13 protein-coding genes and 2 pseudogenes are annotated in these 14639 nt (G+C 43.1%); 8 read left to right on the forward strand and 7 right to left on the reverse strand.

From position 1 onward, the window contains the following. Positions 1-4: 4 nt before the first annotated feature. Positions 5-775: a RelA/SpoT domain-containing protein gene (locus FCV43_RS06975; protein ID WP_136994505.1), complete on the reverse strand. Its 771-nt coding sequence runs from the start codon at positions 773-775 to the stop codon at positions 5-7. 300 nt (positions 776-1075) lie between these two features. Between FCV43_RS06975 and FCV43_RS06980 the strand changes: the two genes are divergently transcribed. Next, positions 1076-1723 carry a thiopurine S-methyltransferase gene (locus tag FCV43_RS06980; protein ID WP_029203337.1) on the forward strand — a complete coding sequence of 216 codons (648 nt, stop codon included), beginning with the start codon at positions 1076-1078 and terminating at the stop codon, positions 1721-1723. A 129-nt stretch (positions 1724-1852) separates the two neighbouring features. Then, positions 1853-1924, forward strand: a pseudogene (locus FCV43_RS20835) (hypothetical protein); the annotation flags it as partial. A 52-nt stretch (positions 1925-1976) separates the two neighbouring features. Here the strand turns inward: FCV43_RS20835 and purT are convergent. The 5 genes from purT to sbcB all read right to left on the reverse strand — a co-directional run bounded on the left by purT (position 1977) and on the right by sbcB (position 7110). Further along, entirely contained in the window at positions 1977-3152 is a 1176-nt protein-coding gene (gene purT, locus FCV43_RS06985; RefSeq protein WP_136994507.1) for a formate-dependent phosphoribosylglycinamide formyltransferase, read from the reverse strand. Positions 3153-3359: 207 nt separating this feature from the next. Further along, positions 3360-4247 carry a cytidine deaminase gene (gene cdd, locus FCV43_RS06990; RefSeq protein ID WP_136994509.1) on the reverse strand — a complete coding sequence of 296 codons (888 nt, stop codon included), beginning with the start codon at positions 4245-4247 and terminating at the stop codon, positions 3360-3362. 356 nt (positions 4248-4603) lie between these two features. Beyond that, positions 4604-5281 (reverse strand): LrgB family protein, encoded by a 678-nt coding sequence (locus tag FCV43_RS06995; protein WP_017052305.1) that lies wholly within the window; start codon positions 5279-5281, stop codon positions 4604-4606. Next, the gene (locus FCV43_RS07000; protein WP_017052304.1) at positions 5281-5646 is read right to left on the reverse strand and encodes a CidA/LrgA family protein; all 366 of its coding nucleotides are present in this window, start codon (positions 5644-5646) and stop codon (positions 5281-5283) included. Before FCV43_RS07000 ends, FCV43_RS06995 begins: the two co-directional genes overlap by 1 nt. Positions 5647-5685: 39 nt before the next feature. Then, complete coding sequence (gene sbcB, locus FCV43_RS07005; RefSeq protein ID WP_136994511.1) at positions 5686-7110, reverse strand: exodeoxyribonuclease I; 1425 nt, start codon at positions 7108-7110, stop codon at positions 5686-5688. Between the two features lie 197 nt (positions 7111-7307). On the opposite strand from sbcB, the gene FCV43_RS07010 reads away from it, so the two are divergent. After that, entirely contained in the window at positions 7308-7826 is a 519-nt protein-coding gene (locus FCV43_RS07010; protein ID WP_113795708.1) for a DUF2058 domain-containing protein, read from the forward strand. Positions 7827-7985: 159 nt separating this feature from the next. On the opposite strand, the gene FCV43_RS07015 is transcribed toward FCV43_RS07010, so the two are convergent. Further along, complete coding sequence (locus tag FCV43_RS07015; protein WP_136994513.1) at positions 7986-8693, reverse strand: NAD(P)H-binding protein; 708 nt, start codon at positions 8691-8693, stop codon at positions 7986-7988. Positions 8694-9263: 570 nt separating this feature from the next. Here FCV43_RS07015 and cobT point away from each other — a divergent pair. From cobT to FCV43_RS07040, 5 genes and pseudogenes are all read left to right on the forward strand, one after another. After that, complete coding sequence (gene cobT / locus FCV43_RS07020; RefSeq protein WP_136994515.1) at positions 9264-10385, forward strand: nicotinate-nucleotide--dimethylbenzimidazole phosphoribosyltransferase; 1122 nt, start codon at positions 9264-9266, stop codon at positions 10383-10385. Next, positions 10385-11287 (forward strand): adenosylcobinamide-GDP ribazoletransferase, encoded by a 903-nt coding sequence (locus tag FCV43_RS07025; protein ID WP_136994517.1) that lies wholly within the window; start codon positions 10385-10387, stop codon positions 11285-11287. Before cobT ends, FCV43_RS07025 begins: the two co-directional genes overlap by 1 nt. 139 nt (positions 11288-11426) lie before the next feature. Continuing rightward, entirely contained in the window at positions 11427-11966 is a 540-nt protein-coding gene (gene cobU / locus FCV43_RS07030) for a bifunctional adenosylcobinamide kinase/adenosylcobinamide-phosphate guanylyltransferase (RefSeq protein ID WP_136994519.1), read from the forward strand. A 24-nt stretch (positions 11967-11990) separates the two neighbouring features. Continuing rightward, positions 11991-12554: pseudogene (locus FCV43_RS07035) on the forward strand (histidine phosphatase family protein); the annotation flags it as partial. A 180-nt stretch (positions 12555-12734) separates the two neighbouring features. After that, on the forward strand, positions 12735-14543 hold the full coding sequence (locus tag FCV43_RS07040) for a M3 family oligoendopeptidase (RefSeq protein ID WP_136994521.1): 1809 nt from the start codon (positions 12735-12737) through the stop codon (positions 14541-14543). Positions 14544-14639: the final 96 nt, after the last annotated feature.

Genomic DNA, 14639 nt, shown 5'->3' on the forward strand with positions numbered 1-14639 from the left:
TTGACTATGCTGCTTTAAGTTGAGTGGTAATGTAAGGCTGCCACGCCTGTTGGTAGAGTTCTAAAGATTGACGACGCAAACTCGTTATCTGCGCGGTTTCAATATCATTCAGAGCTCGATTTTGCGCACTCGCCACACGCTCAATACCTTGGATGATTTCGTAAAGCTCATGTTCGGCTCCACTTTTCACTTCCGCTATTGCTTTTAAGTGCAATTGAACCTCAGCGACGATGTTTGTTTTTGGAAGACGAACCAACAGGTTTAAATCACGGTAGCCTGAAGGGGCAGGGGATTTAAATCGGTTTTTGACTTTTACGATTTCAGCTTCACGGCTAATGGTTTCGTATACCGTGACCAAGCTTTCTACATCGTCTGCAATTATCGTGGCACGAGCGAGATCGGTGATTCTGTTTGTTTGGCCATCAAGTTCTAGATTAATTTTCTCAATGGCACGATCTTGCGACTTTACACCTGCAAAGTGTGCGGAAGAATCGGTTAATAACGCTGTGCTTTTACAGATCGTTTCTAGTTCCAGTTGAGCTTGATGTGCTTTGCTGTAAAGAATATCGAAATCATCATAAGGTTGAGTTGGTGATGATTTAATGGGTTTTATTCCGTAAAGTCCACTTAGGCTATGTTTGAAAAGCGTAGGAGAAACTTCATTTTGTGAGGATCGGTTTTGTTCAGTGGAAGGTGATGACACGGTTGCTGCAAATGCAGGCGCGCGACTGAGTACCAATAGCATTAATGCTGCTGTACGGAGAAAAGGGGCCATTTACACTCCTAGATTACTGTTACAAAAAAGGGCACTTAAAAGCAGTAACGTGTTTTCAAGAAATCTAACTGTATAACCAAATTTAACTATTTATGACCTTGGGGTAGAAAAACTAAAACCAACCCTGAAGTCTTAATACATCAATAAAATGTGAGCTACATTGCACTTTATTTCTGTTAAAACAGAGAGTAACAAACCTCTTCTTTCGTATGTCAATTTAATGCGAAGGTTTTGTCTGAGCTTGTAATCAGTTACTCTCTATTTGATGTATCCATTATCTACAGTGAATATGAATTAAACATGAACGATCCTGAATTTTGGCATAATAAATGGGCCGCGAATCAAATTGGCTTCCATTTAGAAGATGTAAACCCTCTTTTAACTCAGTTTTGGCAAGCGTTAGAGCCATCACGCACACAAAACGTTTTTGTTCCTATGTGTGGTAAAAGCGAAGATTTGATCTGGTTGGCGTCTAAGCACGATAGTGTGCAAGGCGTAGAGTTGAGCAAAATTGCTGTGCGTGCTCTGTTTGCTGAGCATTTGTACACGCCATTAGTGACAACGATGAACGGCCAATATGAACGCTATCAGTTTGATGAACTTGATATCTATGCTGGGGACTATTTCAATGCACCAATTGATGATGTTGAGCTGATTTATGACCGAGCGGCTTTGATCGCTATGCCTGAATCTATGCGTCAAGCTTATGTTGAAAAACTGAAAAGCGTGTTGAAACCAGGAGGAAAGATATTACTGGTAGGCTTGGATTACGCGCAAGAAGAGATGGCAGGACCTCCATTCAGTGTCCCACATGCAGAGATCAAAACACTGTTTGACGATTTTACTATTACACACCTTTATAGAGATGATGCTGACGAGAATCACCCACGAATTAAAAAAGGGCTGAGTCGATTTGCAGAAGAGGTTTGGCTGTTAGAAGCAAAATAGTGCTGAAACCGTGTGAATCTTTAGTGACGGCGTAACAATGTAATATTTGCTGCAAAGGCTTAGTGGAAAGGAATCCTAGTGGAAACCTAACGCTTTGCAGCAAAAGTTCATTCAGTAAGGGCTTATTTAGCCAAAATCTATCTATCCAGAACCTATCTAACCAGAACCGATCTAACCAGAACAGATCTAAACAAGACCTAGTTAGCAAATATTCATCAAGCACAGACTCGATAGCATTCCTAACATTGTTGGCCTAGAAATGAATAGCAACCTTACTTGCACTCAGTATGGCAGCGTCAACGGCTTCTTCGATAGTCTCACGACGAGTCAATGCCACACCTAGACGACGCGTTCCATCAATGTCCGGTTTCCCAAATAATCTGATTTGAGTTTGAGGCATTGCCAGTGCATCCTGCAAACCGTCAAAGCAGATGTTGTCCGAAGTACCAGCCGCAAGAACAACAGCAGATGCCGACGGACCATATTGAGTAATGGTGTTGATTGGCATACCAGTAAATGCGCGAACATGCAGAGCAAATTCAGACAACTCTTGAGAAATCAGCGTGACCATTCCGGTATCATGTGGGCGTGGAGAGACTTCATTGAAAACAACGCTATCGCCCTTTACAAATAGCTCTACCCCAAAGATGCCATACCCGCCTAGCGCATTAACTACCGATTCTGCGACACGCTGAGCTTCTTTAAGCGCACTTTCAGACATACGCTGAGGCTGCCACGATTCACGGTAGTCGCCATCTTCCTGACGATGTCCAACAGGCGCACAGAAATGTACACCATCAACAGCACGCACCGTCAGCAGCGTTATCTCATAATCAAAGTCGATAAAGCCTTCAACGATGACTCGACCAGCGCCAGTGCGTCCGCCTTCTTGCGCATAATTCCAGGCACAATCAATATCGTTCTCGGTTTTTATAACACTTTGCCCCTTACCTGACGAACTCATGACAGGCTTGACGACACAAGGTAGCCCTACAAACTCAACGGCGGAAACAAAATCTTCATAAGAATCAGCAAAACGATAAGGAGAAGTTGGTAGCGATAACTCTTCGGCAGCTAAGCGGCGGATCCCTTCACGGTTCATCGTGAGCAGAGTCGCTTTCGCACTAGGCACCACATTCAATCCATTCGCTTCTAATTCGACCAGCTTATCAGTAGCAATCGCTTCAATCTCAGGAACAACATAATCTGGTTTTTCAAGCTCGATGACTTTCTCCAGAGCTTTACCATCTAACATATCTAGAACATGGCTACGGTGCGCGACATGCATTGCAGGAGCGTTAGGGTAGCGATCACACGCAATGACCTCTAAACCCAACCGCTGACATTCAATGGCGACTTCTTTACCAAGCTCGCCAGAACCTAGTAATAGAACACGAGTTGCGCTTTTGCGCGTAGCTGTACCAAACATGTTAACCCTTAAATTTATGCTTTTCAGAAAATGACTGCGGCGATAATACTGCATTCAAATCAAGAAGCAAACGTTTGCGCAACTATTCGGTGAAATTTTAAACGTAAAAAAAGACGCTAATGAATAGCGTCTTTCTCAAAATGTAATCATTACGATGCTGAGTTATGTATCGTTACTTCAACATCGCTTGATTATGCGCGTCTCGAATTACAGCGCAGCATAACTAACAGGGATATCAGGGTTAATCGTTTCAAGTGTAGACTGAGTGTCTGCAAGGTGGCTGATTGCCCCTTCTGACATTTCAACTAGAGCAGCAGATTCAATATCCTGAATATCATTACCAGCCATCAGTAGTTGTACAATCGCAACTTGAAGTGGTGGTAGGCTAGGGTTGAATGCTGCATTTTCAGCGTAAGCGCCTAGGTAAGTATTTCCGTTGCTCACTTTAATCGCGACACCGCTAAGGTTTTTAGTGTAAGGCGCATGGCTACGGTTTAAAGCACCCAGAGCACTGACAATAAGTGGATCACTTTCAGAGGTGGTTGCTTGGTGATCAGTTTTTGTCATCAAGCCAGAAGTAATACCAAGATCAGCAGGGCCGAATGAATCTGGAAGGTACTGTTGAAGTGACATCTCTTCGCGTTCTGGAAGTTGGATCATCAACTCTTTTGCTGTTGTCAATTCATTCATAAACTGGCGACAGTGGCCACATGGGCTAAAGTTGATGGTAATGTCGCTCAGTCCCTCTTCACCTTTCATCCAAGCGTGGCTGATAGCCGACTGTTCTGCGTGAACAGTTTGACCAAGTTGTGCGCCAGCCACTTCCATGTTTGCACCGAAATACAAACGGCCAGAAAGACCTCGAACTACCGCTCCAACATAAAATTTGGAGATTGGTGCGTAAGAGTAAGCCGCAGCAAATGGCAGTAGTGCAATGCGCAGTTCGTTATCTTTCATTTGAGTAATAGAAAGAAGCTCATCAAACTGCTCTTTTGATATTGTCGCATCAAAATTGTCAGCAAGAAGAATAGGAGATAAGAACTCTGTAATGTTAGTTGGTGCGGCTTCTAATGCCTGAATAATGCGACTCTTCATGGTGAATCCTTGTATAAGCGTTGAAGTTAATTCTATGACATCAGCAAAATGATGCTGAGGTGCAGGTCACATTATTAAATGTAACGAGGTGTTCTGTTGCAATATTAGAGTGAGGTCACACATGATAACGATTACAAGGGAAAAATTGTTATTCACGTCATGTATTGGTGCCCCTGACTGCGACATAAAGTGAACGAAATTAAAGAGGATAAGAGGTAAATGGTCAATCGCTGATGATTAATTGACCACATTTAAGGCGAGATTAGAGAATCAACGCCTTTATGATTGAAAGCCTAGTCTTCATTTGAAAGCTTGGTCTTAATTTGAAAACTTAGCCTTAATTTGAAAGCTTAGTCTTAATTTGAAAGCCAAACGGCCAAATCAAAGAAAGAGGGCGCAAGAATAGAAGTAATCACACCGCACAAAACTAAGGCCAAAGAGCTAAACGCAGCATCTTTGGGATCGGTTTCTGCACATGTCGCAGTGCCTAATGCATGAGAAACGGTTCCCATGGTTAAACCTTTTGCAATCGGATGTGTGATATTCAGTAAGCTATAAATAGGGTAGGCAGCAATCGCTCCAAACAAGCCAACAATGAGCACCAAAATCGCGGCTATTGCAGGTTCTCCTCCTAAGTGACTTGAGACTTCCATCGCAATTGGGGTGGTGACCGATTTGCCTAACAAACTTGCTATTAGCGTCATGTCTGCGGAAAAATAAACAGCAATCAGCGTGGCACTCAGCATAGACAGCACGCTGCCAACGCCACAAGCAAGCATGATGATGCGCCAATTCGCACGTATCTGTGGAAGTTGTTCATACAAAGGATAAGCGAGGGCAACAACAGCAGGCTGAAGCAAAAAGCTGATCCATTCATTATCGGCATAGTACGTTTCAAATGGGACTTTCAAGAAAGTCAGCAGCGGTATAATGATCGCAATGCTGATCAGCAATGGATTCATAATAGGGTTGCTTGATTTTATACTAAGCCATCGAGCGAATAGGAAAACGGCAATCGTAACGAGTAACCACATTACTTGTTCCCCTTCTTCAAAAATCGGTCTAAACCCCAACCTAAGCTCACTAAAACAATAAGAGTACCGCCAACTGCACTGGCCATAATCGGCAGAGCGTTATTCAGCAGCATATCGAAATGTTCCATGAGCCCGACACTGATGGGCACAAACAGCAGTATCATAAAACGGATGAGTAGGCTTGCAGAAGGTTGAACCCAATGTACTGGAACTAAGCCAGAGGCCATTAACCCGAAAAGAATAAGCATGCCAATGACACTGCCAGGAATTGAGAGCGACAGTAAATGCTGGATCCCAAGCCCAGCGGAAAGGGATCCTAATATCAATGCAAAAGAGACAATGTAGCCAAGAAGCGTTTTCGCCATAGTGAGATATGTTCCATAGAAGATAAGCGTATTTTGTACTTAAGAGACGAGTTTCTCCACGTACTGGTATACCGATTTTAAAAGAGCGATCTTCTTTTCGTCACTTTCATGTTCGTGAACTAAGTTTTCCAGATTAAGCATATAACTTTCAATACGACTTTCGAAGTACTCGCGACTATGGTTTGCCCAGCGTTGTTGTTCTGACTCACTGAGTGTCCAAGGGTAGTTACGCGCACGGTAGCGGAATAACAGCGGCTCAATTCGCGGATCTCGGAATGTAATATCAAGAGATCCAAGATTTTGTGGATCGGCTTGACGAATAATGTCCATCGAAGCTTTGTCCGCTGGAGAGAAAAAGCCTTCGTATAATTTAGTATCTACATCATCAGACGATTCAAATTGACGCTCAATGCTGTGCAGACCAATCAGTTTTTCACGGATCTCAGGATTCTGTCTCAATAAAGCCAAATGTTTTAAGCACTGCTCACGGTCAATGCCAATATTAGCTGCATTTTCTGCGGTTAACGTTTTAGCCGGTGCCAGAATTGGGCATTTATTCAAATGGACTAATTTAACTGGAACAGGAAGTTCATCCGCTGCGAGATCGTCACGCTTGGTAAACATACGTTTATGCAGTTGATCAATATCTAGATCAAAAAGTGGGGTTGGATCTTTTGCTAAATCAACAACAATGACGGCATTGTTATTAGTTGGGTGCCAAGCAACAGGCACAATCCAACTTGTGTAGGAACAATCTCGACCAAGCATACCTGAAACATGCATCAGAGGGGTCATGTTCACGATGTCCACCAGCTCGTTCAGTTTGCGTTTGTGACGCATGTTGTAGAGATAATCGAACATCTTAGGTTGTGCTGCTTTGAGCTTTTTCGCCAGCTCAATCGTTGCGATCACATCTGCCATCGCATCATGGGCGTTTTCATGTTCGATGCCATTCGCTTTTGAAAGGTGCTCAAGTTTAAAGCTTGGGTAACCTTCATCGTTCTCAGGCCAAATAATACCTTCTGGACGCAAAGCATGACAGGCGCGCATTACATCGAGCAGATCCCAGCGAGAGTTGCCGTTCTGCCAGCTCCATGCATACGGATCGATAAAGTTACGGTAACAAGTATAGCGTGTCACTTCATCATCGAATCGAATGCTGTTGTAACCCAAGCTGGTGGTATTTGGCTTTGACAGTTCAGCATGAATTTTAGCGATAAATTCAGGTTCAGGGAGGCCTTCTTTCATCGCTTTCTGTGGCGTGATTCGAGTAATTAAAGCCGCTTCTGGCCCCGGCAGATAATCTGATGGTAGTTGGCAGTAAATAACAAGAGGTTCACCAATAATATTGAAATCTTGGTCGGTACGTACACCAGCAAACTGGCTTGGACGATCCTTGGCAGGACTCACGCCCCAAGTCTCATAATCGAAGAAGAAGTATGTTGGTTGATTCTCTTGCTGCATTGTTAGTTACCAAGTCACTAAATTCATTGCTGATATTAGAGCACTCAAGGGCGCACATAGCAAATAAGGCCGTACAACATTATGTAGATTGCTTAGCTTTTGACCGAGTGGCGAGCAAATGAACTTGTGAGGTTTTTGATTGGCGGGAAAACAGGTATTATAAGATAATTTTTTAAAATACGTTGATCGGAAATCCCATGTCAAAGTTAAGTTTACAAGAACAGATGCTAAAAGCTGGCTTGGTTAATGAAAAGAAACTAAAGAAAGCGAAGAAAGGTTCTAAAAAATCACGAGTTCAAGCGAAAGAAGCGCGTGAAGCCGTAGAGGCAAATAAAGCGGCTCAACTTGAACGTGATAAAGAGCTAAGCCTGAAGATGAAAGAGCAACAGCTTGCAAAAGAGTTTAAAGCTCAGGTTAAGCAACTAATCAGCATGAACAAGATTGTCATTAATAATGGTGAAGTGAAATATAACTTTACCGATGGCACTATTGTGAAATCGCTTTATGTCGATGAAATGACTCGTAAGCAACTTGCGAATGGTCTTCTAAGCCTTGCTCGTGATGAAGAAAGTTACGCGATTATTCCTAGCGTTGTGGCTGAAAAGATTGCAATGCGTGATCAAGAGACGATCATCGAGATTCAAGTGACTGAAGAAGCGCCAGATGAAGATGACCCATACAAAGATTTCGTCGTACCTGACGATTTGATGTGGTAATAGTCGTTAATAGTGACAACGCTTTGTTTGTTTTAGCTTTAACCAAAGCATTGTTCGTTTTAATAAAAACATCCACCATTGTGTGGATGTTTTTGTTTCTAACCAAACTCAAAGCGAGTTTTTCTTAAGTCTAATTAATGGGTGATTAACATACCGAGACTATTGATACTTAGAAAGTAAGGCTCTCATTTCGATTGAATTCAGAATATCAATGGAATGGTGCTGAGGTTGAAACATTTTAAACAGCATGGCTTGTGCGACATCTTCTGCTGGGATCGGGATAAAATTAGCGAGTTTCCCTAACATCAAAGGCTTAATGAACTTCATAACGAATTGAAGCATTTTCTCGTCGCTGCGTGGGGTTTCTCGAACGCCAACCAATGGCCCCGGTCGCAAAAATACCACTTGTTCGAAACCCATTTTTGAGACGGTCTGTTCCATCTTTCCTTTACATTTTAGGTAATGAGAAAGCGAATCTTTTGTCGCACCGTAGCTTGAAACAACGGCGATACGCTTTACTCCAAGTAGGTGCATGGTTTGAGCAACGTGACACACAAGATCATAATCCACTTTTTCTAAGGCTTGTTTGCTGCCTGCTTGTTTAAGCGTTGTACCCAAACAGATAAACCCAATGCTAGGTTTTTCGAATGAGTCATCCCATTGAGTAACTCGTAACTCGTTGTCAATAATGGTGTGGACTTTGTCGGGAGCGCTGGCTTGTGATTGATGAATGTTCAACGGGCGGCGACTCAGCGCGTATATAGAGCTAATTGCACTCTCACTGTTAAGACGATGCAGGAGCTCTTGCCCAATTAAGCCAGACGCGCCTGCAATAATCACGTGTGTATTGTCACCATGAATACTCATCTATTCATTACCTGTAATAAAGACATTCCTATTAATGTAGAGTGAATGGGGAGGGATGTCTGTGATGAACACGCCCGTTCAAAGCATTGATCACCATTCAGAGTAGTGAAAAAGGGATTTTCTTTTTCGGTTTTGACTGAGGTGATCGGCTTTTCTTTGTTTTCTTACTATTTTGATTGGCAAACATAATGGCCTCCACTTGAACCTGTTGTTCAATCAAAAATTAAGCATTCTTCATGCCATTATAATTTTATATCTGGTAATCATGAGCTTACGAAGATGAATGGCGCATTCAAACTGAATATAGGAGGTTAATTGTTGTTGAGCGATCGGTTTACGTCATAATGCTTCGCTTTTTGAGAACAGGACATTCGAGGTGCTATCGTTTTTGAGATGCTATTGTTTTCGAGATGCATTGTTTTCGAGATGCTATCGTTTTCGAGATGCATTGTTTTCAAAATACATTGTTTTCAAGGTGCTATTGCTTTCGAGATTCTATGGTGGATTAAGTGCTTGAATAGCAGGTAAACTATGACTAAATCAACGCCCCTACATAGACAAGGATGCTCTATGAGCTTAAATCGCTCTTATTCACCACAAATTCAACATCGAATTGACCAGAAAACCAAACCAATTGGTGCTTTAGGGATGTTAGAAGACGTCGCTCATCAACTTGCTCTGATCCAGAGTCAGGGACAAGATTCCGCCGTTACTGAAATCCAAATACATAAGCCGTCTATTTTGGTATTTGCTGGCGATCATGGCGTTGCTGATGAAGGTGTCAGTATTGCGCCAAGTGCGGTAACACAGCAGATGGTAATGAATTTCTTGCAAGGTGGAGCCGCGATTAACGGTTTCTGCCGTGTTAATGATATTGATTTTCATGTGGTGGATTGTGGCATTTTAATTCCTGTCGATATCGAGTCCCCTCAACTTACCTTGCAACGTTTAGGAACCAGAACCGAAAACTTTACCCACAGCTCAGCGATGACGGCAGAACAAGTCGATCTCGGCATTCAATTGGGTAAACGCATCGCACAGCAAACCATTGATGCCGGATGCAATTTGATTATGTTTGGTGAGATGGGTATTGGAAATACCAGTAGTGCCTCTGCGATTTTAGCCGCTTTGAGCAATCACCCTGTTGAAGATTGCGTGGGTTTGGGAACGGGTATTAATTCAGAGCAATTGCGAATAAAGATAAACTCAGTATCACAAGGCGTTCAGCGTTGTCTTCATTCAGATCCTCAACATGTGTTATCCGAAGTCGGGGGATTTGAAATTGTTCAGATGGTAGGGGCATTTCTTGGTGCATTTGAAAAGAGAACGCCAATAGTGATCGACGGTTTTATCGTTTCAGTTGCGGCTTACGTCGCCACGCTTATCGAACCCAATTGTCGTGATTATATGATTTTTGCGCACCGCTCTGAAGAATCTGGGCATAAAATGGTCTTAGAGTTACTCGATGCAAAACCCTTGTTGGATCTAGGCTTGCGCTTGGGAGAGGGAACGGGCGCAGCTCTTGCTCTGCCATTGATAAAAGCCGCAGCGGATTTTTATACGCATATGGCAAGCTTTGAGAGTGCTGGAGTTACCGTTTCTGTAAATGAAGCTTCTGAAGGCAATGATTTTGAAGATCAAGCCCCTGAAGATCAAGCCTCTGGAGAGCAAGCCCCTGGAGACCAAGCTTAATGCAATTAGGAACAAACACGTTGAACTGGCTTAAATATCAGCGAGATCTCTTTCTTCTGTCATTGAGTTTCTTTTCTCGAATTCCTATTCCAGCAGATACACCATATTCAGATGAGAGAATGAATCGCTCTGGACGATATTTTGCACTCGTGGGTGCAGTTATCGGCTGTCTTTGTTCCTTTGTGTTGTATCTATGCAGTTTCCTTGTGCCAATCCAAATCGCAATATTGATGATGATGGTGTTCAGCCTATTATTAACGGGAGCTTTCCATGAAGATGGCTTAACCGATATGGCGGATGGAATTGGAGGTGGGATGACGGTCGAACGTCGCCTGCTGATTATGAAAGATAGCAGAATTGGAACCTATGGTGCGGCTACGCTCGTGATGGCATTAGTCGGGAAGTTACTGTTGTTAATTACGATAGCCGATTTGCAGAGTGGAGGCTCTGTTCCTACGTTTCTGATGGTGACTTTAATTGCGGCTCATACGTTAAGTCGAACTGTAGCCGCCAGCCTTATCTTCGACATGAAATACGTGAGCGATGCTGATACAAGTAAAAGCAAACCATTAGCGAATAAACAGCGCGCAGGTGAACTGGTTTTTCTTATTTTTTGCGGTTTAGTGAGTTTGATGCTTTTTGGCCTCCCCATTGATGATCTCAGTTTGGCCGTTGCTCACGGCTTGAAGCCAGAGTTATTCATGAAGCCAGAGCTATTCATGAAACCAGAGCTATTCATCGTCGCTTTAATCATCTCTGCAATGGTATTTCGCTGGTGGTTTAAACGTTGGCTCATCTCTCGAATCGGTGGATTTACCGGAGATTGTTTAGGGGCCGCGCAGCAGTTGATGGAGTTACTTATCTATTTCGTTATTGTGATTATTCTTTATCAATTTACGTAATAAAAACGATAGCATTCAGTTCCAGTGCTGATGGAATGTATAAGCTGAGGCATGTTGGATAGAGCCGTTAAAAGAATCGTTAGACATGAACCAGTAGATATGAATTATTGGATAACAGTCATTGAATAAGAGAAATCGAGTGGAAAAGCATTTAATTCTAGGTGGTGCACGTTCTGGGAAGTCGAGCTTTTCAGAATCGAAAGCAAAGCAAGAAGCGGCTGTAGAATCAAAAACGCTTCATTACGTTGCAACCGCCATCGCTTTTGATGATGAGATGAAAGATCGTATCGTACACCATCAGAAAACTCGTGGAGAAGAGTGGCGCGAGCATGAGTGTCCTGTCGCGTTACCTGAATTGCTTGCCACTTTTACATCTGAAGACACGGTGTTAGTCGACTGCTTAACATTGTGGCTCAACAACGTCATTTTTGACTTAGGCTCGGAATTGGATTCGGATCGAATTCAGCGACGAGTGCAACAGTTGGTACAAGTGGTGGAAAGTAGCCCTGCGTCTTTGTATTTCGTATCCAATGAAGTTGGGCTAGGGGTGGTCCCACTAGGAGAAGTGTCTCGCGTTTTTGTCGATCATGCAGGTTGGATGAATCAAGCCTTAGCCAAGGTATGCAGCAATGTTACTTTGGTCGCCGCTGGATTGCCGCTAACATTGAAATCGGCCTAGAGAGTGTCAGTGATGAAACCTGAAATGAAATGCAAAAACATCTATTTACTACGTCATGGCAAAACCTTAGGTGAAGCGGCACTGAATGGTCGCACAGATGTTGCAGTGTCTGAATTGACGCAACAGAACATCGCTAAAGCTATTATCGAAAGTCAGATTAAATTCGACCATATCATCAGTTCGCCTCTGCAACGCTGTGCCAAATTAGCGGAACGCATTGCTCCTAGTTTAGGCTGCCAACTGCGGTTAATGCCACAGATTCAAGAGATGTCATTTGGTGATGTCGATGGGGTTGCGTTTAGTCAACTCTCCTCGCAGTGGGCCGTTCTTGAGAGCTTTTGGCAAGATCCAGCAAATCATCAACTGCCGAACGCTGAAACGCTTAATGATTTTCATCACCGAACCATTCAAGGATGGGAACAGATACTACAACGCAATGATGACCATTTACTTGTGGTGACTCATGGCGGGGTGATCAGAATGCTTTTGGCGCATTTGCTGGAACTAGACTGGCTAAACGCTAAGCTATATTCAACTTTAGCCATCGCCAACGCTTCAATTACCCATATACAAGTCTCATATCTAGCGATGGATGGATCAAATAAAGCAGATATGAATCCAGCAGCTAGTGAGACAACCGATTTTGAAGAATACAGCCTGGAAAATGATAATCAGGCAAAAGATAATCAGATAAAAGAAGGTCAATACTGGGTCCGTGTGAACTGCATAGGATCAAATGCTTGGCCAACAACAGATAAAGGATAGAACATGACAGCACCTAGCTGGGATCTCAGTATTGCCTACAAAGGCTTAGACGATACAAAAATTGAGCAAGATATCGAATTGGTTCAACAATGTATTGAGCTACTTCATCTACATACTGAAAAGCGTGAAACCGTCATTGCGATGCAAAATGCCATTCAAACCACGGAAGCCGCTGGAACATTACTTGCGACGATCAATACCTTCGCCACTTGTTTTGCCTCTGTCGATGCTAAGCACGTAAAGGCCAAAAACCTGATGGGACGAGTGGCTAAATTAAACTCGGATATGGACCAAGCATTCAGCCCATATGAAAACGTTTTGACTCACGCTAGCCAAGACTTTATTGATTCGGTACTTAACCACCCAAGTGCTGATGTATCTGGACAGGCGTTTCAGATCGAATGTTTGAGGAAGCAAGCGGATACAAAATTAAGTATTGCTGAAGAGCAGTTATTATCAGCAATGAAAGTGGATGGGCGAGATGCTTGGGGTCGGTTATACAACAACTTAACGGGTTCTTTGCAAGTGACGCTTAAATCAGCAGAAGGCGATGAGGAAGCGATGGGCTTTTCGCAAGCCGCGAGTATTCTGTATGGCAGCGATTTCGATAAACAAGAACCAGCATGGCGAGCGATTCAAGCGGGTATGAAAACCCACCAAGAAACATTTGCATCCATTTTGAATGCTTTATCAGGGTGGCGACATACTGAATATCAAAAGCGGTCGAAAGATCGCGATATACATTTCCTTGAACCGAGTCTTCATGGCAGCCGCATTACGCCTGAAACCATAGATGCTCTAATGAGTACGGCCAAAAACAATCGCCATATTGGGCAGAAAGCCGGAAAACTAATGGCAAAAGTCCATGGTTTAGATGAAATGAAACCTTGGAACCATTTAGCCGCAATGCCGCCACTGGATGAGAAGCAAGCAAAGGTATACCCATTTGATGAAGCGATTGAGGTGATCAAAGAGGCATTTGAAAGTGTCGATCCAGAGATGGCGAGCTTTGTTGAGATGATGGTTGAAAACGGTTGGATTGAGGCGGCCCCAGCGGCAAACAAACGCTTAGGTGCTTACTGCACAAAATTATCGGCGACTCGTAGCCCACTTGTCTTTATGACTTGGAGTGGGAGTCGTTCAGATTTGATGACTTTAGCGCACGAACTCGGACACGCGTTCCACAACTGGGTCATGCGGGATATGCCATTGTGCCAAACCCGTTACCCAATGACGCTGGCGGAAACCGCCTCTATATTCGCTGAAAATATTGTTCGTGACTCACTGCTGCAACAAGCACAAACCGATGATGAAAAGTTAGAGATGTTGTGGGAAGAGCTTTCAACGTCACTTGCACTGATGGTTAATATCCCTGTTCGTTTCGAATTTGAAAAAGCCTTCTACGAACAACGCCAGCATGGTGAGCTTACCGCAGAACAACTGTGTGAGTTGATGGAGACCTGTTGGAAAGAGTGGTATGGCGATGCGATGTCAGAAGCGGATACCTATTTCTGGGCGAGCAAATTACACTTCAGCATCTCAACCACCAGTTTTTATAACTACCCGTATTTATTCGGTTACTTATTTAGTAAAGGTGTTTATGCACAGCGTGAAGATAAAGGCGACGACTTCTACCATGATTATTTAGCGTTATTGCGTGACACAGGCAGCATGATGGCGGAAGAGGCTGTCGAGAAACATTTAGGAATGGATCTCACACAAACAACATTCTGGCAACAAAGCATTGATATGGTTGCAGAAAAAATCAATGAATTTGAGTTCTTGCTTGATAAGAAGTCGAAAAATAAGTGACAGTGTTTTAATATAGCGTATTAAAACGGGTAAACAGACAGAGTCATAAAGTTATTATGACTCTGTATTGATATAATTAATTGATTAATATTTGTA

The organism is Vibrio genomosp. F6 (assembly GCF_005146325.1).
In the GTDB taxonomy this organism is placed as follows: Bacteria; Pseudomonadota; Gammaproteobacteria; order Enterobacterales; family Vibrionaceae; genus Vibrio; species Vibrio cortegadensis.